Annotated in this window: 22 protein-coding genes; 8 read left to right on the top strand and 14 right to left on the bottom strand. The window is 63.6% G+C overall.

Annotated features, from left to right (window positions below; all coding sequences use genetic code 11):
- Positions 1-99: 99 nt before the first annotated feature.
- The 4 genes from AA0Z93_RS04345 to hrpB form a co-directional block, all read right to left on the bottom strand.
- A complete protein-coding gene (locus AA0Z93_RS04345; RefSeq protein WP_413046238.1) occupies positions 100-1,698 on the bottom strand; it encodes a hybrid sensor histidine kinase/response regulator in 1,599 nt (532 codons plus the stop codon).
- A 108-nt stretch (positions 1,699-1,806) separates the two neighbouring features.
- A complete protein-coding gene (locus tag AA0Z93_RS04350; protein ID WP_413046237.1) occupies positions 1,807-2,433 on the bottom strand; it encodes a response regulator in 627 nt (208 codons plus the stop codon).
- A gap of 90 nt (positions 2,434-2,523) precedes the next feature.
- A complete protein-coding gene (locus tag AA0Z93_RS04355) occupies positions 2,524-3,441 on the bottom strand; it encodes a CAAX protease (protein WP_413046236.1) in 918 nt (305 codons plus the stop codon).
- Between the two features lie 223 nt (positions 3,442-3,664).
- Positions 3,665-6,184 (bottom strand): ATP-dependent helicase HrpB, encoded by a 2,520-nt coding sequence (hrpB, locus tag AA0Z93_RS04360; RefSeq protein ID WP_413046235.1) that lies wholly within the window; start codon positions 6,182-6,184, stop codon positions 3,665-3,667.
- A gap of 82 nt (positions 6,185-6,266) precedes the next feature.
- On the opposite strand from hrpB, the gene AA0Z93_RS04365 reads away from it, so the two are divergent.
- Positions 6,267-6,686 (top strand): polyribonucleotide nucleotidyltransferase, encoded by a 420-nt coding sequence (locus AA0Z93_RS04365; protein ID WP_413046234.1) that lies wholly within the window; start codon positions 6,267-6,269, stop codon positions 6,684-6,686.
- A gap of 42 nt (positions 6,687-6,728) precedes the next feature.
- On the opposite strand, the gene AA0Z93_RS04370 is transcribed toward AA0Z93_RS04365, so the two are convergent.
- Positions 6,729-7,736, bottom strand: a complete 1,008-nt coding sequence (locus AA0Z93_RS04370) for an AI-2E family transporter (protein ID WP_413046233.1) — start codon at positions 7,734-7,736, stop codon at positions 6,729-6,731.
- Between the two features lie 475 nt (positions 7,737-8,211).
- Positions 8,212-8,508 (bottom strand): PsiF family protein, encoded by a 297-nt coding sequence (locus tag AA0Z93_RS04375; protein ID WP_413046232.1) that lies wholly within the window; start codon positions 8,506-8,508, stop codon positions 8,212-8,214.
- A gap of 183 nt (positions 8,509-8,691) precedes the next feature.
- On the opposite strand from AA0Z93_RS04375, the gene osmE reads away from it, so the two are divergent.
- Together osmE and AA0Z93_RS04385 are read left to right on the top strand one after the other, a co-directional pair.
- Positions 8,692-9,033 (top strand): osmotically-inducible lipoprotein OsmE, encoded by a 342-nt coding sequence (osmE, locus tag AA0Z93_RS04380; RefSeq protein ID WP_413046231.1) that lies wholly within the window; start codon positions 8,692-8,694, stop codon positions 9,031-9,033.
- 51 nt (positions 9,034-9,084) lie between these two features.
- Positions 9,085-9,615: a ferritin-like domain-containing protein gene (locus AA0Z93_RS04385; protein ID WP_413046230.1), complete on the top strand. Its 531-nt coding sequence runs from the start codon at positions 9,085-9,087 to the stop codon at positions 9,613-9,615.
- Between the two features lie 350 nt (positions 9,616-9,965).
- On the opposite strand, the gene AA0Z93_RS04390 is transcribed toward AA0Z93_RS04385, so the two are convergent.
- The gene (locus AA0Z93_RS04390; RefSeq protein WP_413046229.1) at positions 9,966-12,029 is read right to left on the bottom strand and encodes an AsmA family protein; all 2,064 of its coding nucleotides are present in this window, start codon (positions 12,027-12,029) and stop codon (positions 9,966-9,968) included.
- A 340-nt stretch (positions 12,030-12,369) separates the two neighbouring features.
- On the opposite strand from AA0Z93_RS04390, the gene AA0Z93_RS04395 reads away from it, so the two are divergent.
- The 3 genes from AA0Z93_RS04395 to AA0Z93_RS04405 all read left to right on the top strand — a co-directional run bounded on the left by AA0Z93_RS04395 (position 12,370) and on the right by AA0Z93_RS04405 (position 14,791).
- Entirely contained in the window at positions 12,370-12,780 is a 411-nt protein-coding gene (locus AA0Z93_RS04395) for a phage infection protein (protein WP_413046228.1), read from the top strand.
- A 193-nt stretch (positions 12,781-12,973) separates the two neighbouring features.
- Complete coding sequence (locus AA0Z93_RS04400; RefSeq protein WP_413046227.1) at positions 12,974-13,606, top strand: TetR family transcriptional regulator; 633 nt, start codon at positions 12,974-12,976, stop codon at positions 13,604-13,606.
- 75 nt (positions 13,607-13,681) lie between these two features.
- Positions 13,682-14,791 (top strand): AGE family epimerase/isomerase, encoded by a 1,110-nt coding sequence (locus tag AA0Z93_RS04405; protein WP_413046226.1) that lies wholly within the window; start codon positions 13,682-13,684, stop codon positions 14,789-14,791.
- Between the two features lie 58 nt (positions 14,792-14,849).
- Here the strand turns inward: AA0Z93_RS04405 and AA0Z93_RS04410 are convergent, their stop codons facing one another.
- The 6 genes from AA0Z93_RS04410 to AA0Z93_RS04435 all read right to left on the bottom strand — a co-directional run bounded on the left by AA0Z93_RS04410 (position 14,850) and on the right by AA0Z93_RS04435 (position 21,267).
- On the bottom strand, positions 14,850-15,617 hold the full coding sequence (locus tag AA0Z93_RS04410) for an SDR family NAD(P)-dependent oxidoreductase (protein WP_413046225.1): 768 nt from the start codon (positions 15,615-15,617) through the stop codon (positions 14,850-14,852).
- 567 nt (positions 15,618-16,184) lie between these two features.
- Positions 16,185-16,901 carry an ABC transporter ATP-binding protein gene (locus tag AA0Z93_RS04415; RefSeq protein ID WP_413046224.1) on the bottom strand — a complete coding sequence of 239 codons (717 nt, stop codon included), beginning with the start codon at positions 16,899-16,901 and terminating at the stop codon, positions 16,185-16,187.
- Entirely contained in the window at positions 16,898-17,773 is an 876-nt protein-coding gene (locus AA0Z93_RS04420; RefSeq protein WP_296265987.1) for an ATP-binding cassette domain-containing protein, read from the bottom strand. Before AA0Z93_RS04420 ends, AA0Z93_RS04415 begins: the two co-directional genes overlap by 4 nt.
- The gene (gene livM, locus AA0Z93_RS04425) at positions 17,770-19,059 is read right to left on the bottom strand and encodes a high-affinity branched-chain amino acid ABC transporter permease LivM (RefSeq protein WP_413046223.1); all 1,290 of its coding nucleotides are present in this window, start codon (positions 19,057-19,059) and stop codon (positions 17,770-17,772) included. Before livM ends, AA0Z93_RS04420 begins: the two co-directional genes overlap by 4 nt.
- A gap of 2 nt (positions 19,060-19,061) precedes the next feature.
- The gene (locus tag AA0Z93_RS04430; protein WP_296265990.1) at positions 19,062-19,976 is read right to left on the bottom strand and encodes an ABC transporter permease subunit; all 915 of its coding nucleotides are present in this window, start codon (positions 19,974-19,976) and stop codon (positions 19,062-19,064) included.
- A gap of 154 nt (positions 19,977-20,130) precedes the next feature.
- A complete protein-coding gene (locus AA0Z93_RS04435; protein WP_413046222.1) occupies positions 20,131-21,267 on the bottom strand; it encodes a branched-chain amino acid ABC transporter substrate-binding protein in 1,137 nt (378 codons plus the stop codon).
- A 462-nt stretch (positions 21,268-21,729) separates the two neighbouring features.
- Between AA0Z93_RS04435 and pncB the strand changes: the two genes are divergently transcribed.
- A complete protein-coding gene (gene pncB / locus AA0Z93_RS04440; RefSeq protein ID WP_413046221.1) occupies positions 21,730-22,935 on the top strand; it encodes a nicotinate phosphoribosyltransferase in 1,206 nt (401 codons plus the stop codon).
- Between the two features lie 3 nt (positions 22,936-22,938).
- Positions 22,939-23,766 carry an ammonia-dependent NAD(+) synthetase gene (nadE, locus tag AA0Z93_RS04445; RefSeq protein ID WP_413046220.1) on the top strand — a complete coding sequence of 276 codons (828 nt, stop codon included), beginning with the start codon at positions 22,939-22,941 and terminating at the stop codon, positions 23,764-23,766.
- 43 nt (positions 23,767-23,809) lie between these two features.
- On the opposite strand, the gene azu is transcribed toward nadE, so the two are convergent.
- Positions 23,810-24,259, bottom strand: a complete 450-nt coding sequence (gene azu, locus AA0Z93_RS04450) for an azurin (protein WP_413046219.1) — start codon at positions 24,257-24,259, stop codon at positions 23,810-23,812.
- Positions 24,260-24,615 lie beyond the last annotated feature (356 nt).

A 24,615-nucleotide genomic window follows, 5' to 3' on the forward strand; every position in this document is an offset into this window, starting at 1 on the left:
GTCCGATCAGCCGCGAGAGCCCGCACGACGGCACTATCACCACCATTACGCTGCCCTGCGCTGCCAAGGGTGCATCACTTCGATCAGAACGCCTTTCCCCTACCCCACCCTCGCTTTCACTTGCTCCAGCAACTCCATGCGCAACTCCGGCGGCCGTACCGGCTTGGCCAGCACGGCGATGTCCAGGTTGTCTACCAGGCGTCGTATCCGTTCGATCTCATGCCCGGTCAGGATCATCGCCGGCACCGCCCGACCGCGCCGTTGGCGGATCGCGGCGATGCACTCGGCACCGGAGATCTTCGGCCCCAGGTCATAGTCGGCGATGATGATGTCGCACTCGGTGACCACGTTCAGCCCATCGCTGTGCGCTTCCACCTCGCAGCCCCACTTTTCCAGCAATGCCGAGGTCGCCATCAGCACACTGGCGTCGTCCTCCACCAGGCACACCCGCAAACCTTGCAGACGGTCGTGAATCATCGGCGGCGATGGCATGTCGCGGCCCGGCGCAACGGGTTCGAGCCCCTCGATGGTGGCACGTGAGCCCCGCCCGACACGTGAGTCGAGGTACACGTTCAGATCGAGCAACTGGCCGATACGCCTGACGATGGGCAGCCCCAGCCCCAGCCCCTCCACATCCTTGTCGCGCGCATGGCGCACTCGGTAGAACTCCTTGAACACGTCCGACAGATGCTCCTGGGCGATGCCGCGACCCTGGTCGTAGATGACGATGGCCACCCCCCGACCGCGCGGGCGCACACCGATCAGCACCGGTTTGCCGGAGGCGTACTTGAGCGCGTTGGACAGCAGATTCTGCACCATGGTGGTGAGCAGTCCCGGATTGGCCTCGACCCAATACCGGCAGGGCCGCAAGCGCAATTCGACGCCGGCCCAGCGCGCGGCGGCCTGGTTCTGTTTGACCACGTCCTGCAACAGCGCATTGAGGTTTACCGCCTCGGATTGCGGTTCGAGCTGGCCGTTGTCAAGGGTGTAGATGTCGAGGATGGAACGGAACAGTTGTGACACGGTGTGCAAGGAGCGGTCGATGTTGTCCACCAGGCGCAACTCTTCCTGACCCAATCGAGCATCGCGCAGGCAGGCGGTGAACAGGCCGATGGAGTGGATCGGCTGACGCAGGTCGTGGCTGGCCTGGGCGAGAAAGCGCGACTTTTCCTGATTGGCCGCCGTGGCCTCCTGCGACGCGATACGGGTGCGTTTGAGCAGCACATGGGCATAGGCCGGCACCACGATGGTGGTCACCATGAGCATCATGAACATGTAGGGCTGGGCATGCCAGTACGGGTCGAACCAGAACACCATCGCCAGGGTCGACAACGCGATCAGGGTGGCCCAGGCCAGATAACGCGAGCCGAAGCGCATGCCGTTGCCCAGAGTCACCCACAGCAGCACTGCATAGATCGGCAACGCCGCCTCGCCGCCAAGGGCCAGGGAAAAGGCGATGCCGGCATAGTCATGGAACATGGCGAACAGCCGTCGCCAGAAGAAATGCCCCGGCCAGCGTTTGATGGCCAGGCGCAGGAAGATCGAAACGAAGATGAACGTACCGATATAGACGATGATCGGCGTGTAATGCACGGACTGGCCGACGCCCAGCAGCGCCAGGGCCAGCACATAGACCAGGGCGAAACTGCTGATGAACAGGCGCAAGGTGGCTTGGTCGAGTTCGCTGTTCTTTTCCATGGGATCCGTCTCATGAGAGGGTAATGATGCTGTTCAGGCCGGGGGCAGGAACGGATGGACGGCGCCCCTCACTAGCGACTGGTCAGCATTGTCCGCTCGTGCGCCCTTCTATTGAAGCCATGCACCCGCGCCGGTGAAATTGCTCAACCGCGCGGCGGCGGCAGCGCGCGTCGGCACGTCCAGGGCTTTGAGCAAGGTGGAGACATGAATCCGCACGGTGAACGGCGAGATGCCCAGGGCCTTGGCGATTTCCTTGTTGGTCCGGCCGGCTGCGATCAGCTCCAGCACTTGTCTCTGCCGCGCGGTGAGCGCGCCTAGTTGACCGTCGTGCAGCGGTTGCTCGGCGTTGTACAGCACCACCACTTCACCCTCGCGAATGGCCAGAATGGCTTGGCCAATGTCCGTAGGGTCGACGCTCTTGCCAATGAAGCCATCGGCGCCTTGGGCAATGACCTGGGCGACCACTTCGGCATCGTCGACCATCGACACCACGATCAAGGACGTACGCTTGAACTCGCGACGCAGTTCGCCAATCGTTTCCAGCGAAGTCAGGCCGGGAAAACGCAGGTCGAGGATCAGCGTATCGACGTCTTCGCCGCCGCGCGCCAGGGCCAGCACTTCGTCCAGATTGCCTGCCTGCTGGATGGACGCCTCGGGGATCAACCGCTGCAGCGTCCAGCGCATGCCTTCGCGAAACAGCGGGTGGTCGTCGGCTACGATGATTGTGCATGCCATCTTCCAGATCCATCCGCTCCAAGGGTTCGCGCATCCTAACGCATATCATTCGCGCTTTTCATGGAGATACGCAGCGCCACTATTGAGCCATCAAATTGGATTAAGCTCGTAGATGCAATTTTGTGTTCCACTGATGTGGATGCGCACAGTATCGTCATTTGCTCTAGCCGCTTCAGCCACCTCGACAAACTTGGCCATACTGTCGATTGAACTGACCTGAGAGAGGTACTTGAATCGCTCGATTTCAGACAATGAGCAGGCACGATGAACCTTTTTCAGGACTCCACTTTTTTCGAGCAAATCAATTTTCTCAGGCGAGATCCATGAAACAAGTTCGGTTATTTTTTCGGCCTTTTCATGCAAGTGCGCAACTGCCTGTTTTTCGTTGGTAACATTGGAGCGTTTCCAGGCTGGTTCATGGTGGAATATACGATTACGAAAGGTACGTACGAGCGCGACTCGATCCTTGCACGTCAGCAACATGTTCGCACTCGTCGGCCATGTTCCTCTAAACACCTTTCCTAAATGCTTCGGCCAAATCAAGTTATTCCCCATGAACTCGTTTTCCAGAATGAATTCCCAAGTAGAAAATTCTGTCTTGGCAACAATTTCATGATGATCAGGTTTGCCTTTGAAACGTTTACCCATTCGTTTCGAACGGTCTTTTTGAGCGCTGTTGAAAGCAGCGGCAAAATTCCCGGTTATCTGATCCAAAGGGTATGGCGCCTTGGCAGCCCCGAGAGCGAAACTTTTGTACTGCAAAGTGCCTTTCTTCCACCAATACTTCCCTAGGTCGGCAGTAAGGGCCGTATCAATGGCATTTCTCAACGTGACTTCGACAGTGCATAAAAGTGGATAAAAAGCCGCACACACGTAAGCGTTCCATAGGTAAACGCCAACCAGCTCTGCGTCGCTTTTGGTAGTGAATACTTTGCTATAGCTGGCAATTCTTTGGGCGCTAATAAGCTGATCTATCAATTGAGGTCTGTATCGAACGGTGTGCGGCATTTTTGTCTCTCTCATGACTAGACGCTGGTGCAGGCAGGGGGTTGACACCGGTGTCAACGCCTCTTACGATTCGCAAACGGTTGGCACTGAGCTCCAATGAGCGAACGCTTACGACTCCTTGCAAAGACCACGTAACACCTGCCCCGGCCTCGAGCCGGGGTTTCTATTTCTGGCATACCCACCCCAAATAATGCATTTCGATCGTACGGTTGAGTTGCATTAGTCATTTTCCCTTCGGCTTCACCCGCGCCGTCGCCTCCGCCACCAACGGATCGTCCGGCCAGTAATGCTTCGGATACCGCCCCTTCAAATCCTTCTTCACCTCGGCATAGGTCGTGCGCCAGAAGTTGGCCAGGTCTTGCGTCACCTGTACCGGTCGGCGTGCCGGCGACAGCAGGTGCAGTTTGAGCACCTGGCGGCCGTTGGCGATGCGCGGGGTGTCGGCCAGGCCGAACAGTTCCTGCAAGCGCACCGCCAGCACCGGGGGCTGTTCGCTGTAGTCGATGCGGATGTTGGAGCCTGAGGGGACGTGCAGGGTCTGCGGCGCCTGGGCATCGAGCTGTTGCGGCAACGGCCAGGGCAGCAGGTTGCGCAGGATGTTGGACAGGTCGAGCTGGCCGAAATGGCTGAGCCGGCCGACGCGCTCCAGGTAAGGCGCCAGCCAGTGTTCCAGGGTCGCCAGCAGGGTAGCGTCGCTCAGGTCCGGCCAGGTGCGCGCCTCTTCCGGCTCCAGGCTGCGCAGCAGCGCCACGCGGGCCTGCCACTGGCGCAATTCCGGGGTCCAGGGCAACAGCTCCAGACCCTTGCGCCGCACGTAGTTGACCAGCGCCTGCACCCGTGTGGCGGTGTCGAGGTCGCGCAGCGGCTCGCTCGCCAGCACCAGTTCGCCGACCTTGCGCTGGCGCTCGGCGCGCAGCACGCCTTCGCGCTCGTCCCAGTCCAGCTCGTCGACCTGGCTGACCTGCTCGCTCAACACATCGTCCAGCAACTGCGGGTCGAAGTCGGCCGCCAGGTAGATCCGCTCCTCACGCTGGCCTTGCCGGCTACCCAGGTCGGCGATCACCAGCCAAGGGTGCTTCATCAACGCATCGGGGGTGGCGAACAGCGCCGCGCGGCCATTGGCCAGACGATATTCGCCGCCGCTGGGGCGGCGTTGCTGGGCGATGCGGTCGGGATAGGCGAAGGCCAGCAGCGCGCCGACCCAGCGTGGGTGCTGCGGGTCGCAGACAGGCGTGCCGGGCGAGCCGCGCAGCTGCCCGCGGTACTGGCGCGCCAGTTGCCGGGCGCGCTGCACCCCGCCCTGCTCGCCGCGTTGCGCGCGCTGTTGGCCGCCGAGCAGGGCCAGGCGGCTGTGGATATCGGCACCCTCGGCGCCGCGTTGGATGTCGCGCTCGCCGAGCAGCGCGGCCAGGTCGCAGGCCAGGGCGCTCAGGCCCAGGTGCTGGCCGCGCAGCAGCAGGTGGGCGATGCGCGGGTGGGCCGGCAGATGCGCCATGTCCTGGCCGTGACGGGTCAGGCCGCCGTCGGCCGTCAGCGCACCCAGGCGCCGCAGCAGGTCGCGGGCCTGGGCGAAGGCGGCGGCCGGTGGCGCGTCGAGCCAGCGCAGCTCGCCGGGCTGCACGCCCCAGCGCGCCAGTTGCAGGGCGAGCCCGGCGAGGTCGGCCTGGTGGATCTCCGGGGCGGCGTAGGCGGCCAGTTGTTCGTGTTGCGCTTCGGACCACAACCGGTAGCACATCCCCGGTTCCAGGCGCCCGGCGCGGCCGGCGCGCTGGGTGGCGCTGGCCCTGGCGATGCGCTGGGTCAGCAGGCGGGTCATGCCGCTGCGCGGGTCGAAGCACGGCACCCGCTCCAGGCCGGCGTCGACCACCACGCGCACGCCTTCGATGGTGATGCTGGTTTCGGCGATATTGGTCGCCAGCACCACTTTGCGCACGCCCGCAGGCGCCGGCTCGATGGCGGCGCGCTGGGCGGCGAGGTCCAGCTCGCCGTGCAACGGGCACAGCAGGATGTCGGCGCGCTCGCCCAGGGCTTCGATCAAACCCTGATGCACGCGGCGAATCTCGGCCTGGCCGGGGAGGAACACCAGCAGGCTGCCGGGCTGCTCGTCCAACGCCTGCAAACACGCGGCGACTGCCCGTGGTTCGATGAACTCGCCGCTCTGGAACGGCGCACCCCAGCGGGTCTGCACCGGGAACATGCGGCCCTGGCTGGTGACGATGGGCGCCTCGTCGAGCAGGCGCGACAGGCGCTCGCCTTCCAGCGTGGCCGACATCAGCAGCACCTTGAGCGGCGGATCGTCGCGCAGCATCTCGCGGCCGTTGAGGGTCAGGGCCAGGGCTAGGTCGGCGTCGAGGTTGCGCAGGTGGAATTCGTCGAAGATCACCAGGCCTACGCCTTCGAGCGACGGATCGTCTTGCAGGCGACGGGCGAGGATGCCTTCGGTGACCACTTCGATGCGCGTCTCAGGGCCGACCTTGCTGTCCAGGCGGATGCGGTAGCCGACCGTCTGCCCGACCCGCTCGCCCAGTTCGCTGGCCAGGCGTTCGGCGGCGGCGCGGGCGGCCAGCCGGCGCGGTTCGAGCATGAGGATGCTTTGCCCGGCCAGCCACGGCTCGTGCAGCAGGGCCAGCGGTACGCGGGTGGTCTTGCCGGCGCCGGGCGGCGCTTCGAGCACGACCTCGTGGCGGTCGCAGAGGGCTTGGCGCAAGGCGGGCAGTACGGCGTCGATGGGCAATGAAATCATGGTGGTCCTCGGGCGGGCCAGCGAGTATAACGGCCAACCAAGGCCCATGCCTGGGGTAAGGTTTTCGAATTTGGAGGTGTGTATGCGCGTTCGTGCTCGTTTCGTCGGTGGCGTTGTGATCGCCACCTTGCTGACCCAGTTGACCGCTTGCGGCACGCTGTTCTACCCGGACCGGCGCGGCCAGATCGACGGCAAGATCGATCCGGGCATCGCCGCGCTGGATGCCGTGGGCCTGCTGTTCTACGTGGTTCCGGGGCTGATCGCCTTGGGGGTCGACTTCGCCACGGGCGCGATCTACTACAAAAACGGTGAAACTGCCCAGGTGGCGCCAGACAAGCTGCGTCGCGCCGTCGAAGCCGACGGCAAGGTCAACCGGGTCAAGTTGCAGGCGATTCTGCAAAGCGAGCTGGGCCAGCGCCTGCCGCTGAACGACCCGCGCCTGATCGAGCACCGCGGCAGCGTCGAGCAACTGGCCGCCTACGGCCTGGTGCCCGCCGCCTGAACCATCCGGCCGAGCTGGCCGGAGCAGGCGCCCGCCTGCGCCTCAGACCAGCTCGATACGCCGCAGCTCACTTTTGAGATAGGCGTAGTAGATCGGCCCGGCCACCACCCCCGGCAGGCCGAACGCGGCCTCGCAGATCAACATCGCCAGCAGCAGCTCCCAGGACTTGGCGCGGATCTGCCCGCCGACGATGCGCGCGTTGAGGAAATACTCGACCTTGTGGATGACGATCAGGTAGCCCAACGCCGCCAACGCCACCCAGACCGACAGCGACAGGCCGACGATGGTGATCAGCGTGTTGGAGATCAGGTTGCCGATCACCGGCAGCAGGCCGAGCAGGAAGGTCAGCACGATCAGCGTCTTGGTCAACGGCAGGTGCACGCCGAACAACGGCAGTACCACGGCGAGGAAGATGCCGGTGAAGGCGGTGTTGAGCAGGGAAATCTTGATCTGCGCGAAGACGATGTTGCGAAACGCCTGCACCAGCAGGCTCAAACGCTCGAACAGCGCGGCCGCCAGGGGTTTGCGCCGGGAGATGTCGGGCAGGCGCTGCAAGGCTACGATGGCACCGAGGATCATACCGATCAGCAGGGTCACGAACATGTGCGCCATGCCCTTGCCGACCAGTTGCAGCTCGCTCAAATGGCCCTTGAGCCAATCGCCGATGGCCACCTTGAACTCGGCCGCGCTGGCCGGCAGGTAGCTGTCGATGAACGGCGGCAACTGGCTACGCGCACGGTCCACCAGGGCCATGAACTTGTCCAGCGACGCGCCGGGGTTTTCCGCTTCGTGCAAGAGAAAACTGAAGGCGCCGGCGATCAACAGCGACAGGGTCAGCACCACCAGCGTGCCGAGCAGGGCCACCGACAACCAGCGCGCGCGCCGACCGGGCAGCAGCGGCTGCAGGCGTGGGGTGAGCATGTTGACCAGTTCGTAGACGAGCAATCCGGCGAGCAGGCTGGGGAGCAGTTTCAAAGGGAGCGCCAGCAATAACCCGGCGAAGACGATGATCCAACTGGCAATGGTGATCTGGCGGGGGGTGAAGGTCATACAGCCTCGACGGCAGACATCGGAAAGACCCGCAGTCTGCCAGCGTTCCGGCCGCAAACATAGTCGGCGCCGGGTACCAGGGCGAAAGGCGCGCGATGCGATCCGGCAACGTGCGTACGCATCCCGATGGCAAGACTTCGAGAGCAGATGCTGACGAGGTTTGCTGGCACTCCGATCGCGAACGGGGTCGATGCAAAGCGCCCGACCTGGTCGCACACTGGGATCTGGCTACGCGTGCCGTGTTCGGCGTTGCCTCGAAACATCTGACGGCAGGATGCCTGCCAGGCCTGCCGGTGCTCTGACGGGGACAGGAGCTGGCTTGAAAGCCTTGGGGCGATGGCCTGTTCGAACGAGGGTGACCGCGACTACATGCTGCGGTCGGCGTTGCATCGAAAGCATTGGGCGGCGCTGGGTGTTAACTGGTCGCTTCACGAAGCGACAGTTCGCTGCCCGACTACGCAGCCGCATCCACCATTCACTTCTTCAAGCACTCGCTCATGTAGGCCTTGCGTTCATCGCCCTTGAGCGTCTTCGCGCTGGCATCGGCGTTGCACGTCTTCATCTTTTCCTGCTGGGTGGCCGGTTTGGCTTTGAGGCATTTGCTCATGAAGGCCTTGCGCATGTCGCCCGTCAGCGTTTGCGCACTGGCCTCGGCGTTGCAGGTTTTCATCTTCTCCTGCTGTGGGGTGGCCGCATGGCTGGGCACGCTGGCGAGCATGGCCAGCATCAGGGCGGGGATGGCAAGGGCTTGGGGGGCGAATGTCCGGTTCATGGCGAGTCTCCTGAAGGCCGCGCGTGGATGCGCGTGCTGAGAATGAGTGTAGACAAGATTTGCAACACCTTCCCCAAACGCTCGGTATCTGAGGGGCTTGACCCAGGTGCCACTATTTTGATCGAACTCCCGTCGCGCCGTGCGGTTCAAAACCCATACAGACCTCATCACGGAGCAGGACCCATGTACAAACAGACTTTGGCACTTCTCCTGGTCGGCGCTTCCCTGGCCGCCTGCAGCAGCCACCCGGAAAATCCGGTGGACCATGTCACCTTCCGGCACGAGCCGTTGGTCAGGCAGGTCGAGGACGGCATGACCATGCAGAAGGTCATCGCTATCGGCGGTAGCCCGTCGACCGTTGTGGATTTGCCCAACGGCGGCACCTGCAACGATTACATCCTCAACCGTGACGGTAACCAGCAACCCTATTACGTACGTTTTGACGCGACCGGGCACGTCGATGCCAAGGGCTTCAAGACCTGCAAACAACGCGAAGAGGAACGCCGCAACACACCCGGCGCCTGAACCTCTCACCCCGCTACCTGAATCCTATTCCTGAGCTTTTTGGAGATATTCATGAGCAACGCTGAACTGACCGATGTACAAACCCTGCGCCAACGTGCCCGTCAGAACGTCGAAGACGGTCCGGTGACCCAGGACTACAAAGCCGACCGTGAAGAGATCATTCGCCTGCTGAACGGCTCGCTGGCGACCGAGCTGGTGTGTGTGCTGCGCTACAAGCGCCACTACTTCATGGCCAGCGGCGTGAAAGCCTCCATCGTTGCCGACGAGTTCCTCGAGCATGCCCAGCAAGAGTCCGAGCACGCCGACAAACTGGCCGAGCGCATCGTGCAACTGGGCGGCGAGCCGGACTTCAACCCCGACAACCTGAGCAAGAATTCCCACGCTCAATACGTCGCTGGCGCTACCCTGAAAGAAATGGTGCTGGAAGACTTGGTAGCCGAGCGCATCGCCGTCGAAAGCTACCGTGAAATCATCCAGTACATCGGCGACAAGGATCCGACCACCCGCCGCATCTTCGAAGACATCCTGGCCCAGGAAGAAGAGCACGCCGATGACATGGCGGATCTGCTGCAAGGGCTGTAAGTGCTTGGTGCTTCCACGCTGTAACCAAAAGGGCCGCTGATGCGGCTCTTTTTTGTGTGGGGGATTTTTTATCTGCGATTTGCTTGGAAGCCGGCTTTGCCTGTGTTGGGGCTGCGTTGCAGCCCATTGCGGCTAATCGGAGCGCCGAACCGGCCGCTCCTATAAATCCCCATACGTCCAATAAGCCGCGATGGCCTGCGCAGCAGGCCCAATGGCTGCAATCGGCTTGCGCCAGGTGCTCAACAGTGCCTGAGTGGGGCGGCTTCACCGGCCCATGGCTGCACACGGCGCAGGCTGCGATGGAACGGCGCTGAGCCTGCGCCCCCACGAACGTGCCCCACCGCCCTCGCCTACTTCTTGCCCTTGACCGCAGCCGGCGCCTTGCCCGAGCGCATTTGTTGCAGCAGCGGCTTGCACTGGTTGTCTTCGTTGTCACCTGGCGCGATCAGCGCCAACAGCCCCGCAGCCGGACCGGCCGCCACGCCCAGGGCGATCATGCCGGCGCCACGCAGCGCCAACGGCACGGCTTGCACACCGGCACTGGGCTTGGCGAACGCGCCGCGCACGTACAGTGGCGAGCGCAACGAGAACAGGCGGAAGCCCTTGGATTCAGGCGTGATCTTCAGGTCCAGGCGCTCGGTGGCGAAGTTGGCCGTGCCCTCGATGTAGATGATCGCGTTCTCGGTATCGAAGACGAACACCCGCGTGCTGCCCAGGCCATCCTTGATACCCACATCGGCCGCAGCGCAGTTGATCTTCACGTCCTCGTCGCCGAACAGCTTGTCCACCACATAGTTGCCCACGTTCAGCCCGGCGATTTCCATCAGGCTGCGGCTGATGGCGCCATCGTTGATCAGCATGCGCAGGTCGCCGTTGGCCGTGCCCAGCAATGCCGACACCGAATTGCCACGGCCGCTGAGGTCGGCATCGCCATTCAGCTCGCCGAAGCTGGTCTGCATGGGTGCGAAGGTCGGAAACAGCTGCTTGAGCTTGAAGCCGCGGGCGGTCATCTGCACATGGCCCTGCATCGGCGTGTCACGCCCGTTCAGACGAATGTTGGCCCTGAGGTTGCCGCCGGCCACGCCGAAACGCAGCGGTTTGAGCTGCAGCAGACCATCGTCGAGCACCACATGGGCCGCAAGGTCAGTGAACGGCAGTTCTTCGGCCTGCACGATGCGCTTGCCGCTGAACTCGACGTCGGCGTCCATCGCGCGCCAGCGTTCAGTACGGAATTCCTCGACCGGCAGCACCTTGTCGCTGGGCTGCTTGCTGGCACCTCCGCGTTTTTTCTGTTCGGTGTTGGAGTCGGCACCGATCAAGGGCGCCAGGTCTTTGAACAGCAACTGGTTGGACACCAGCTTGCCCGACAGCTTGGGCCGCGGCTGGCTGGCGACGTAGGCCAGCTCGCCATGGATGTCGCTGTCGCCGATCTTGCCGTTGAAGTCCTGGTACTTGAACGATGCGCCATTGGCATCGTGCAGGTTGGCTTGCAGGCGACCGTCGGTGGAGTACGGCGGCGTGTCGGGCAGGGTGACGCCGGTCAGTGGATAGAGGTTGCCCAAGCTCTGGCCCGACAGGCGCAGACGCAGGTCCAGCGCGCCGAGATTGCGTGGGTCGGTCAGAGTGCCGGCCACGCGGACGCGGGTGTCGCCGGCGCGGGCATCGACCTGCACGGGGAACGGTTGCTTGGCATCCTGCAAGGCCAGCAGGCCGCCGATCTTGCCGGTGGCGGCGACCGCCTGGCCTTTGTAACGGCCTTCGGCCTTGAAGCCGAAGGCGTAGTCCTGGGCGTCGCCGGTCTTCTCGGCGCGGGCCTTGCCGACGATGTCGCTGTAGGGGATGGGTTTGCCCAACGGGTCGATGCGCACCTTGACGCTGGTCTTCAGGGTTTCGTCGTCGAAACTGACGTTACCTTCGTCGAAGCCAATGGCGCCGATGTCCATCACCCACTTCGACGGCTCGGCATTTTCGTCCTTGGGCCCGAAATCGAAATTCCAGTTGGCGCGGCCATCGGCCAGGCGCGTCAGGCTGGCGGTCGGCTTGACCAGGTCGATGCGCGGGATGCTGATGGTCTGGGCGATCAGCGGCAAGGGCGCGAGGCGGAAGTCGACGCGTTCCAGGCCGACCATCTGCGGTTCCTTCAGCCACTCGGGGTTGCCCAGGGTGATGTCTTCGGCGGTGAAATGCGGCCATGGCACCCAGGCGCGCCAGCCGCCTTCCTCGGGCGAACGCCGCCAGTGCACGGCCAGGTTGCCGTTGATGGCAAAAGGCCGGTGCAAGGCCTCGGACACTTTCTCGTTGAGCAGCGGCTTGGCGCGGTTCCAGTCGAAGGTGGCGATGACCACGACGAGAATCGCCAGCAGGGTCAAAAGGGTGGCGAGCGTCCAGACGAGGACTCGAAGCGGGCGCGTCATTGCGGGGTTTCTCCTGACGTCGGGCCATGCAGCAGGCGGGGGTGAACTGATGTTTAGTGGGACTGATGAAAACCGCCTGGGTTTAATCCCTTCCCGCAGCATAGCGGAGAATTTTCCAGGCACTTGGGGGTTACGGCGCGATTAACGTCCTCGGCCGACGCCTCGACGGGGCGCTGCAAGCGTGCGGTTCGTCTATTCAACCTTTTGATAAATAAAGCGTTTTAAGAACCATGAAAACGAATGATGTTCACCATCAGCCTGATGAAATGGTCTCTCCCGGCAGCGCGCGTAGCATGGCCTACATCCCCACCGTCCAGCGCCCCCAAGGAGCGCAATCGCCATGAAACGCCCACTGTTGCTGACCCTGTTGCTCTCTGCTCTCGCTGCCCAGGCTTATGCGTTGCCCGCTCAGGAGCAAGGCCCGACCGCCCAGGCCCATCCAAGTGACGCGGTGATTCTCAAGCCGCTGCAACCGGTCGCCGAAGGCGGCTCCGATCGCCTGATCGAACGCGACAACCGCATCGCCGAAGGCGGCTCCGATCGCCTGATCGAACGCGACAACCGCATCGCCGAAGGGGGCTCCGATCGCCTGATCGAACGCGACAACCGCATCGCCGAAGGGGGCTCCGATCGCCTGATCGAACGCGACAACCGTATCGCCGAAGGCGGCTCCGATCGCCTGATCGAACGCGACAACCGTATCGCCGAAGGCGGCTCCGATCGCCTGATCGAACGGGGCCATGTCAGTTGAGTCGGCCGGCGTTTTCCTACCCCGTTCGCACTGCTTCCCGTCCCTCTCCCAGGTCCTGCGTCGAGCGAGCCCCGCAGGCCCTGGCCTCCCCTCCCCAACGCCTTCCGAGCGCAGCCGCAACGCCCCACGCGGATTGACCAGCCTTCCCGCTTTTCACTAGAGTGCGCTGCCGTACTTCCCAAGAATGTCGCCCATGCTGCCGCGCGCCGAACAGAAGCTCCAGACCCGTCAGGCCCTGCTCGATGCCGCCTGCGCGCTGATGCAGAGCGGGCGCGGTTTCGGTGGCATCAGCTTGCGTGAGGTGGCGCGCAGCGCTGGCATCGTGCCCACTGGTTTCTATCGCCACTTCCCCGACATGGATGCTCTGGGCCTGGCCCTGGTCGCCGAGGTCGAGGCCACTTTCCGCGACACCATCCGCCGCGTACGGCACAACGAATTCGAGCTGGGCGGCATCACCGACGCATCGGTGCGCATCTTTCTCGACGTGGTCAATGCCCACCGCACCCAGTTCCTGTTCCTCGCCCGCGAGCAGTACGGCGGTTCCCAGGCCGTGCGCCAAGCCATCGCGCGTCTGCGCCAGGGCATCAGCTCGGACCTGGCCACGGACCTGGCGCGCATGCCGCGCTGGCAGCACCTGGACAGCGCAGGCCTGGCGATGATGGCCGATTTGGTGGTCAAGACCGTGTTCGCCACCCTGCCCGAGCTGATCGACAGTCCCGACCCCGACAGCCCCGAACCCTTCACTGCCCAGGAAAAGATCGCCCAGCAACTGCGCCTGATCTTCGTCGGTGCCCGGCACTGGCACAGCGCCAACGCCTTCGACTGACCTCCTACGGCCCCGCCGAGCCCGGCGAGCACATCTGCTACCATGGCGCCCTGCCTGATCGTGACGAGCACCGCCATGCCCCATACCCCGCCTCCATCGCCCGCGTTGGCCCAGCGCCTGGCGCGCCTACGCCAGCACTTCGACGACTGCATCGTGCCGCTCTGGCAAGGCCCGGGCTGGAACGCCGAGCTGGCGTTGCCTTTCGAGGCGCTGGCCGTCGACCATCGGCCCGAGCCGGTCAAGCGCTACCGGGCCATGGCCTGCGCACGCCAGCTCTACCTGTTCAGCAGCCGCCTGCAACGGCCCGGTGCGGCGCAGCGCGCGGCGGCGCTGTTCGATTCGCTGCAACGCCACTTCGTCGATGTCGAGCACGGTGGCTGGTTCTACAGCATCGATGCGCAAGGCCAACCCCTGGACCGGCGCAAGGACCTCTACACCCACGCCTTCATCCTGTTCGCCTGCGCGCACTACTGGGGCCAGGTGCGCGAGCCGCGTGTGCTGGCAGTGGTGGAGGATGTGCTCAGGCAGATCGAAACGCATTTGCGCCGTGACGATGGCCTGTACGAAGCCAACCTGGGCGAGGATTGGAGCGGCCTGGGCAGCGGTCCTTTGCAGAACCCCCTGATGCACTTGGCCGAGGCCTTCCTGCAGGTGCTGGCCGTGCGCGACGACCCAGCCGTGCAGCGCGCCCTGCTGACACTGTGCGACGCGTTGCAGCGCCAGTTCATCGATCCTGCTTACGGCGTGATGCTGGAAAAACCGCTGGGCGCTGTGGACAACTGGTTCGAACCCGGCCACCAGTTCGAATGGTTCTTCCTGCTCGACACTTCGCCATTGCTACGCGGCGGCGCCTTGCACCAGGCCATCGACCGTGCGTTCGCCCATGCCGAGCGCCAGGGCGTGCGAGGCACGGCGGTGGTGGCGACGCTGACGCCCGACGGCCGCGTGCTCGACGCCACCCAGCGCATCTGGGCCAAGGCCGAATACCTGCGTGCGCTGACCTTACGGCCTGAGGCGGACGAGCGTCTGCTGCGCCAGTTGACCGCCCTGGAAGCCGAATTCCTGCATGCCGGCGGCTGGCACGAATGCCGCAATGCCGATGGCGCAGTGAGCCGCCACGACATGCCATCCACCACCCCCTACCACTTGGCGACGGCGCTGGAAGGCTTGCGACGGATCGGTTGAGCACAGGCGCGGTGACTACGAATGCACCACCGCGCCAGCCGGTCTTTGAACCTGAGGATTAGCCCTTGGCGCCACGATCGATGGCGAAGCCCGCCCAGTCCTGGCTGACCGGCATCACTTCCAGGCTGTTGACGTTGATGTGCGCCGGTTGGTTGAGCACCCAGAAGATGGTGTCGGCGATGTCGGTCGGTTGGATCGCTTCGGCACCGGCGTAGGTGGCGTCGTAGCGCGACTGGTCGCCGCCGAAGCGCACCAGCGAGAATTCGCTTTCGCACAGGCCGGGCTCCAGATTGCTGACCCGCACACCGGTGCCGCGCAGGTCGCAGCGCAGGCTGAGCGAGAACTGGCCGACGAATGCCTTGGTGCCGCCATACACATGGCTACCCGGATAGGGATAGTTGCCGGCCACCGAGCCGACGTTGAGGATCGAAGCGCCACGCCCATGGGCGATCAATCGCGGGAGCAGCAGGCGCGTGGTGAACATCAGGCCTTTGATGTTGGTGTCGACCATGGTTTCCCAATCGTCGAGGTCGCAGTTCTGCGCAGCGTCCGCGCCCAAGGCGAGACCGGCGTTGTTGACCAGGCCCTGCAAGGTGTCGAAGCTCGGCGGCAGGCTGTCTATGGCTGCCCGCATGGCTTCGCGGTCACGCACGTCGACCACTAGGCCGACCACTTCGGTGCTTGTGGACAACTCGGCGCACAGAGCGTCGAGGCGATCCTTGCGCCGGCCGGTGAGGACCAGTTTCCAACCTGCCGCGGCGAAGCGCCGGGCGGTCGCCTCACCGAAACCAGAGGTGGCGCCAGTGATGAATACGGTGGCTGTCATGGGGGTTCTCCTTGGCCTGTCAGGGCATTCAACGGTCGCGCAGCATGCCCCGCCAGGTCGTGGCACGGCAAGCCGAGCCTGAGCTGTACATAAATTGATCAACACTTGCCAACCCAGGCGGCGCTTGGCATTGCGCCAGCTATGCGCATGTTATCCACAAGGCTTTCCCCACAGATTGGGGGCAATTATGCGGAGTGGCTTCAGAGCCACGCGTCTTTGTGCAATCCCGTCCACCGCTACAGCCCTGCAACGGCGAAGCATGCAGCATTTTGCACAGAGCTTTTGCACAGACTTATCCACAGATTTTCTCAATCTGGGAATAGGCGTTCGGCAAGCGACCAGACGCACGGCGAAGCTACCGATGCTCAATATGGCTAAAAAACGTACAAACCTCTGTATCCCTCATGAGACAAGGCCTACAGCCACATACCACCACGTTTTCCACAGGCAGTCCCACACAAACGGTGGACACTTCTCACCCTGTGAACAAACAGCCCCACAGCGCTGGAGACGGGCGCTGTAGGGCTTGGGTGCGACAAGTTGTCCACATCGGGCATCACATGCCTGTCAGTGCCCTCCGAGGTAGGCGTTGCGCACTTCATCGTTGGCCAGCAACTGCGCCCCGGTGCCGGTCATGCGGATCTGCCCGTTGACCATCACATAGGCGCGGTCCGACAGCTTCAACGCATGGTTGGCGTTCTGCTCCACCAGAAAGATGGTCATGCCGGTCTGCGCCAGCTCGCGCAAGGTGGAGAAGATCTGCTTCACCACGATCGGTGCCAGCCCCAGCGAAGGCTCGTCGAGGAGCAGCAAGCGTGGCCGGCTCATCAACGCGCGGGCGATGGCGAGCATCTGCTGCTCGCCCCCGGACATGGTCATGGCGCGCTGCGAACGGCGCTCCTTGAGGCGTGGGAACAGCTCGTACATGCGCTGCATGTCTTCGTCGGCGTGCTTGTCGCCGATGGGGATGGTGCCCATCATCAGGTTCTCCTCGACGGTCATGTCGGGGAACACCCGGCGCCCTTCCGGGGATTGCGCGATGCCGTTGGAGGCGATGTAGTGCGAGCTCTTGCGGGTGATGTCGGTGCCTTCGTAGAGGATCTGCCCGGAAGCCGCCCGCGGTTGGCCGAAGATCGACATCAGCAAGGTCGACTTGCCAGCCCCGTTGGCGCCGATCAGGCTCACCGTTTCGCCTGGGGCGATGTGCATCGATACGCCCTTGAGCGCCTGGATCGGGCCGTAGAACACGTTCAGGTCGCGCAGTTCGAGAATGGGTGCGGTCATACCAGTTCCTCTTCGTCGGCACCCAGGTAGGCGGCGATCACCGTCGGGTTGTCGCGGATGGCCTGGGGCGTGCCCTCGGCGATCACGTTGCCGTGGTCGAGCACCACGATGTGGTCGGAAATGCTCATGACCATGCCCATGTCGTGCTCGATGAGCACCACGGTGATGTCGTGCTGGTCGCGCAGCACGCGGATCATGCGGCTCAGGGCCTCGGTTTCCTGCGGGTTGAGGCCGGCGGCCGGCTCGTCCAGGCAGATGATCTTGGGCCGCGTGCACATCGCCCGGGCGATCTCCAGACGACGCTGCTGCCCGTACGATAGCTCACCGGCCAGGCGGTTGGCGCAATCCACCAGGTCGACCACCTCCAGCCAGTAGAAGGCGTGGTCCAGCGCGTCGCTCTCGGCCTTGCGGTAACCGGGGGTGTTGAGCACGCCGGCCAGCAGGTTGCGGTTGACCCACATGTGCTGGGCCACCAGCAGGTTCTCCACCACCGACATCTCCCGGAACAGGCGAATGTTCTGGAAGGTACGCGCCAGGCCGGCCCGGTTGACCAGGTGGGTACCGCCGAACATCTTGTAGTACAGCCGGCTGCCGAAGCGCGCCGGGGACACGAAGTCGGCGGCGCGGAAACGCTCGCCGAGCAGTTGGATCACGTCGGTGCGCGCACCGCGCACGTTCAGCTCGATGCGCCCGCCGGTGGCCTTGTAGAAACCGGTCAGGCAGTTGAACACCGTGGTCTTGCCGGCGCCGTTGGGGCCGATCAGGGCGAAGATCTGGTTGCGTTTGACCTTCAGGTTGACGTCGCTGAGCGCCTTGATGCCGCCGAACTGCATCATCAGGTGTTCGACCGACAGAATGACTTCATCGCTCATGGCGCTACCCCCTTGCGTACCGGCACGCCGGCGCGGCTGATCCGAATCAGCCCGCGCGGGCGCCAGATCATCATCAATACCATCAACACGCCGAACAGCAGCACTCGATACTCGGAGAAGCTGCGCAGCAGTTCCGGGGCCACGGTCAGCACGAAGGCCGCGATCACCACGCCCACGGTCGAGCCCATGCCGCCCAGCACCACGATGGCAAGGATCAGCGCCGACTCGAAGAAGGTGAATGAGGAAGGGTTGACGAAGCCTTGGTAGGTGGCGAAGAACACCCCTGCCAGGCCTGCCGTGGAAGCGCCGAGGGTGAAGGCCGAGAGTTTGACCAGCACGTGGTTCAGGCCCATGGAGCGGCAGGCGATCTCGTCTTCGCGCAGCGCTTCCCAGGCCCGGCCCACCGGCATGCGGGTCAGCCGGTGCTTGATGTACAGCACGGCCAGCACCACCAGAAACAGCACGATGTAGATGAACAGGAATTTCAGATTGGGGTTGTAATCGATGCCGAAGAACTCATGGAACGGCACCCCGCCATCCTTGGCCCGCCGGCCGAACTCCAGCCCCAGGAAGGTCGGCGACGGCGCCGGCATGCCATTCGGCCCGCCGGTGAACGACAGCCAGTTGTTCAGCACCAGGCGGATGATCTCGCCAAAGCCCAGGGTGACGATCGCCAGGTAGTCGCCATGCATGCGCAACACCGGAAAGCCCAGGACGCACCCGGCCAAGGCCGCCGCGATGGCCGCCAGCGGCAGCACGCTCCAGAAGCCCAGGCCCAGGTACTGGTAGCCCAGCGCCAGGCCATAGGCGCCGATGGCGTAGAAGGCCACGTAGCCCAGGTCGAGCAACCCGGCCAGGCCGACCACGATGTTCAGACCGAGGCCGAGCAGCACGTAGATCAGGCCGAGGATGACCACCGTCAGCAGGTACTTGTTGGCGAAGATCGGGAACACGATGGCGATCACCACCAGCGCCGGGATGATGTAGCGCAGCCGCGACTTGTAGTCCACCGGCCGCACGTGCACCCCGGAGCCATTGCTTTCGAAGCTTTGCAGCAGGCGTTGGCCGGGGGCGGTCTGCAGGTACAGGCTGAGCAGGAAGCGGCCGACCATCACCGCGCCCACCAACCAGGCGACGCGGGTGGGTTCGGCGTTGAAGCTGTAGCCGTCGAGCACGACGCCGACCACCGGGCCGAACACGATCAATGCCAGCAGGCCGGCGACCAGGGTTTCGATCAGGCTTTTCTTGATGTCCAGCGCGGGAGAAGCAGTATGGGCAGAAGACATGTTCACACCTTGGCCACGAGCGGGCGACCCAGCAGGCCCTGGGGTCGGAAGATGAGGATCAGGACCAGCAGCGAGAAGCTGAACACGTCCTTGTAGTCGGAGTTGATCAAGCCGGCGAACAGCGACTCCGAGACCCCGAGGATGATCCCGCCCAGCATCGCGCCCGGCAGCGAGCCGATACCGCCGAGCACCGCGGCGGTGAAGGCCTTGATGCCGATGATGAAGCCTGCGTAGAAGTCGAAGGTGCCGTAGTTGAGGGTGATCAGCACCCCGGCCAGGGCGGCCATCACGGCGCCGATGACGAACACGTAGGAAATCACCCGGTCGGTGTTGATGCCCAGGATCGAGGCCATCTTGCGGTCTTGCTGGGTGGCGCGGCACATGCGCCCCAACTTGGTGTACTTGATCACGTAGGTGAGCAAGGCCATGCCGGCGAAGGCAGCGACGAGAATGAAGATCTTGGTGTAGGTCAGTTGCACGAAGCCCGTCCCCACTTCGACGCGCATCGCGCCTTCGAGCAGGGTCGGCACGCCTTGCTGGCGGGCGCCCTGGCTGATCTGCGCGTAGTTCTGCAGGATCAGCGAAATGCCGATGGCGCTGATCAGCGGGGCCAGGCGGGTGGAGTTGCGAAGGGGGCGGTAGGCGATGCGTTCGATGGTGAAGCCGTACACGCCGGTGACCACGATGGTGAACAACAAGGTGCCCAACATCAGCAGCGGGAACGATTCAATACCGAAATAAGCCAGCAATGCCAGGCTGATCGCCGCGAGGTACGCGGAAATCATGTACACCTCGCCGTGCGCGAAGTTGATCATGCCGATGATGCCATAGACCATTGTGTAGCCGATGGCGATCAAGCCATAGACCGACCCGAGGGTCAGGCCATTGACCAGTTGCTGCAGGAAAATACCATCCATAAACGCAATCTCGCGTAGGTGAGATCGCACGCGCGCCAGGCACGCGGGGGCAGCGGCGACACGGCCCTCGCGCCCCGGCCGCGCACGTATCTCCGAGTAGAGACAGGTGACGCTGGGGCGATGGCCCAGGCGAGCGCCTAGGCCTCGGCCGTGATTATTGTTGTTTGTCCAGCTGGTGGTACTTGCCGTCTTTGTCCCACTGGTAGACCACGTAGTCGGAGACGGTCAGGTCGCCCTTCTGGTCCCACTTCTTCTCGCCCATGACAGTCTGCACCGGGTTGGCCTTGAGCCACTTGGCGGCGGCTTCGCCCTCGTTCGACTTGGCGCCGTTGAAGGCGGCCGCCAGCGCTTGCAGCGAGGCATAGGCGTACAAGGTATAGCCTTCGGGCTCGGTACCGCCCTTGCGGAACTCGTCGACCACCGCCTTGCTGTCGGGCAGCAAACGCGGGTCGGCGCCGAAGGTCATGTACACGCCATCGACGTACTGGGCGCCGCCTGCGGTGGCGACCAGTTCGTCGGTGACGATGCCGTCGTCGGACATGAACTTCACGTCCTTGAGGCCCTGCTCGCGCATCTGCCGTACCAGCGGTCCGGCCTCGGGGTGCAGGCCACCGAAATAGACGACGTCGGCACCGGTGGAGCGGATCTTGGTGACCACGGCGCTGAAGTCCTTCTCGCCGCGGGTCAGACCTTCGTACAGGACCGGCTCGACGCCGCGCTTCTGCAGCTGCGCCTTGGTCGCGTCCGCCAGGCCCTGTCCGTAGGTGTCCTTGTCGTGCAGCACCACCACCTTCTTGCCCTTGAGCACGTCGACGATGTAGTTGCCAGCGACCACGCCCTGCTGATCGTCGCGCCCGCACATGCGGAACATGCCGCTCAGGCCGCGCTCGGTGACCTGCGGGTTGGTCGAGCCTGGGGTGATGGCGATCACGCCGGCCTCGTCGTACACCTCGGAAGCAGGAATGGTATTGGACGAGCAGAAGTGCCCGACCACGCCGATCACCTTGTCCTGGTCCACCAGGCGGTTGGCCACCGAGACGGCCTGCTTGGGCTCGCAGGCATCGTCGCCCTTGACCAGCACGATCTTCTCGCCGTTGACGCCGCCTGCGGCGTTGATCTTGTCGGCCGCGGCTTGCGCACCTTTCATGTATTGCTCGCCGAACGCTGCGTTGGCACCGGTCATCGGCCCTGCGACACCGATCTTGACGTCGGCTTGTACATACGAAGAAACACCCAGGGCCATGGCGACGGCCATGGCCAGGAAACCTTTCTTGTAAAACGTCTGCGACATGAGATGGTGCTCCTTGAGGTTTTTTTATTGGTCAGCACTTGGACTTCGCTACCCTTTGCGCAGAGCAAGGGCCGTGCCATCGCCCGGACTTTGCCGCAGGTGCCCCTCTTCACCGCTCTACGACGGTCTGCCGGTCACGACCGGGCTGGCAGCGCCACCGTCTAGACAAGGCAAAGCGCCACCAGTTGCCACATCAGGCGCCACCAAGGCTCCAGTGCGGTGCAACCCCACTCGTTGCCTGCAAACGACTTCGCTGTAACAAACGACGTCACCGAACTGCACATCATCGGTGCGCGATTGCTACGCAGGGCACTGTTTCCACGCGCGACACGGCGCCACGGCGATGCATGCGCTGGCCCCAGCGTTGCCAGAAATGTCGCTCGGACGGCAAACACTGGCACAATGGCCGCTCCCCCGCGCTTGCGCCGTTCAGCCAGCGCCGCCGACCTGGAGCCCCCCCCGATGAACGAGAGCGCATTTTCCGAGCGCATCGTGCATAACCTGCTCGACACCGACTTCTACAAACTGACGATGATGCAGGCCGTCCTGCACAACTACCCCGATGCCGACGTGGAATGGGAGTTTCGTTGCCGCAACGGCGAAGACCTGCGGCCCTACCTGGGCGAGATCCGCCACCAGGTCGAAGCCCTCGCCGACCTGACCCTCGATCCGGGCCAGTTGGGCTTTCTCGAACGCATCAGCTTTCTCAAGCCCGATTTCCTGCGCTTTCTCGGGCTGTTCCGCTTCAACCTGCGCTACCTGCACATCGGCATCGACGACGACCAGCTGAGCCTGCGCATCCGCGGCCCGTGGCTGCACGTGATCCTCTTCGAAGTGCCATTGCTGGCGATCATCAGCGAAGTGCGCAACCGCCACCTGCACCCGGACATGCCCCTGTCCGCCGCCCGCGAGCAACTGCACCGCAAGTTCGACTGGCTGCAACGCAACGCCAGCGCCGAAGAGCTGGGCGCCCTGCAGGTGGCCGACTTCGGTACCCGCCGACGCTTTTCCAGCCAGGTGCAGGCCGAAGTGGTGAAGGTGTTGCGCGACGACTTCCCGGCCCGCTTCGTCGGCACCAGCAACGTCAACCTGGCCTGGAAGCTGGGCCTCAAGCCCTTGGGCACCATGGCCCACGAATGGATCATGGCGCACCAGCAGCTCGGCCCACGGCTGATCGACAGCCAGGCCGCCGCCCTGGACTGCTGGGTGCGCGAGTACCGCGGCCTGCTCGGCATCGCGCTGACCGACTGCATCACCACCGACGCCTTCCTCGGCGACTTCGATCTGTACTTCGCCAAGCTGTTCGACGGGCTGCGCCACGATTCGGGCGACCCCATCGTCTGGGCCGAGAAAGCCGTGGCGCACTATCAGAAGCTGGGCATCGACCCGATGACCAAGACCCTGGTGTTCTCCGACGGCCTGGACCTGCCGCGTGCGTTGCAGATCTTCCGGGCACTGCGCGGGCGCATCAATGTCAGTTTCGGTATCGGCACCAACCTCACCTGCGACCTGCCCGGCGTAGCGCCGATGAGCATCGTGCTGAAAATGACCGACTGCAACGGCTCGCCGGTCGCCAAGATTTCCGACGAGGCGGCCAAGACCCAATGCCGCGACGCCAATTTCGTCTCATACCTGCGTCATGTCTTCAACGTTCCGCTCAAGGAGTGACCCATGCGCGCCACCCAGCAAGAAATCGCCCAGCAACTCAACGTGCAACCGCCTTTCGCCGATGCCGAGCAGATCGACCACGAGATCGTTCGGCGCGTGGCCTTCATCAAACAGTGCCTGCTCAATGCGCACCTCAAGACGCTGGTGCTGGGCATCAGCGGCGGCGTTGACTCGCTCACCGCTGCCCTGCTCGCCCAGCGCGCCATCGACGAGCTGCGCGCCGACGGTGGGGACGACGCCTATCGCTTCATCGCCGTGCGCCTGCCCTATGGCGTGCAACGCGACGAAGACGACGCCCAGGCCTGCCTGTCCTTCATCAAGCCGGACGAAGTCCACACCGTCGACATCGCGCCAGCGGTCAAAGCCTTGAAAGCCGAAGTGCACACCCTGCAGGACGGCACCCAGGAGCACGTGGACTTCGTCATGGGCAACGCCAAGGCACGCATGCGCATGCTGGCCCAATACACCATCGCCGGCGCGCGCGCGGGGCTGGTGATCGGTACCGACCATGCGGCCGAAGCGGTGATGGGCTTCTTCACCAAGTTCGGTGACGGCGCCTGTGACCTGGCGCCTCTGAGCGGGCTGGTGAAGAACCAGGTGCGCACCCTCGCGCGGCACATGGGCGCGCCCGAGAACCTGGTGGAGAAAGTGCCGACCGCCGACCTCGAAGACCTGGCACCCGGCAAACCGGATGAAGTCTCGCACGGGGTGACCTATGCGCAGATAGACGCGTTCTTGCGCGGGGAGGAAGTGGACGAGGACGTGGCGGACACCATCATTGCCACCTACCGCAAAACCCAGCACAAGCGCGAACTGCCGTTCGCGCCGTGAGGCGTTCCGAGGAGCGGGCAGTCGCCCGCTCCTCGTGCAAGGCTTACTTGACCACCACCTTGCCTTTCATCATTGCGATGTGGCCCGGGAAGGTGCAGAAGAAGCTGTAGTCGCCACCGGCTTCGAGTTTGGAGGCGTCGAACTTGACCTCGGTTTCCTTTTCCGGCGCGCCGATCAGCTTGGTGTGGGCGATGATAGCGGCGTTGTCGGCCTTGATGTAGTCGTTGGCTTCGCCCTGGCTCATGCCTTCGGTGGCGATGGCCTGCATGTCGGCGGTCTTGCTGATCACCAGGTTGTGGCCCATCACGTTTTTCGGCAGGTTGCCCGAATGGGTGAGCTTGACGGTGAATTCCTTGCAGCTCTTGTCGACGGTGATTTCCTTGGTGTCGTAGGACATCTGGTCGGTGGAGTCGACGGTGACCGAACACTCGGCGGCGAATACGCCGGTGCTGGCGAGGGTCAGCAGGGATACCGCTACGGCTTTGGCAAACATCTTGAATCTCCTAGGCAGGGTGTTCATCGCGAGACTGCCCGGTTGCGTCGTGACCTGAGCTGATGTGCGTCAAGCGCGACGTCAAGGGGGCAGCCGGTAGAATTGTTCAATGGATTGTATACAACTTCTCTAAGTGCGCATCATGCACCTTTGATAGACGATGGGACAACCGATCATTTAGGAGCAATCGCAATGTCCCTTGGAAGCTTGATGCGCGGCATGCTCGCCGCTTATGCCTGTGGTGTCAGTGGCGCGGCGGTGTGCGAGTTCGCCCGGCCGGAGTGAGGGTGGGTTCCGACGCAATGTAGACTCATCCTGAGTCAGACCAACCTTCCTATCCATCGTGGCCGATTCCG

Source organism: Pseudomonas phoenicis (assembly GCF_047302395.1).
Lineage (GTDB): Bacteria > Pseudomonadota > Gammaproteobacteria > Pseudomonadales > Pseudomonadaceae > Aquipseudomonas.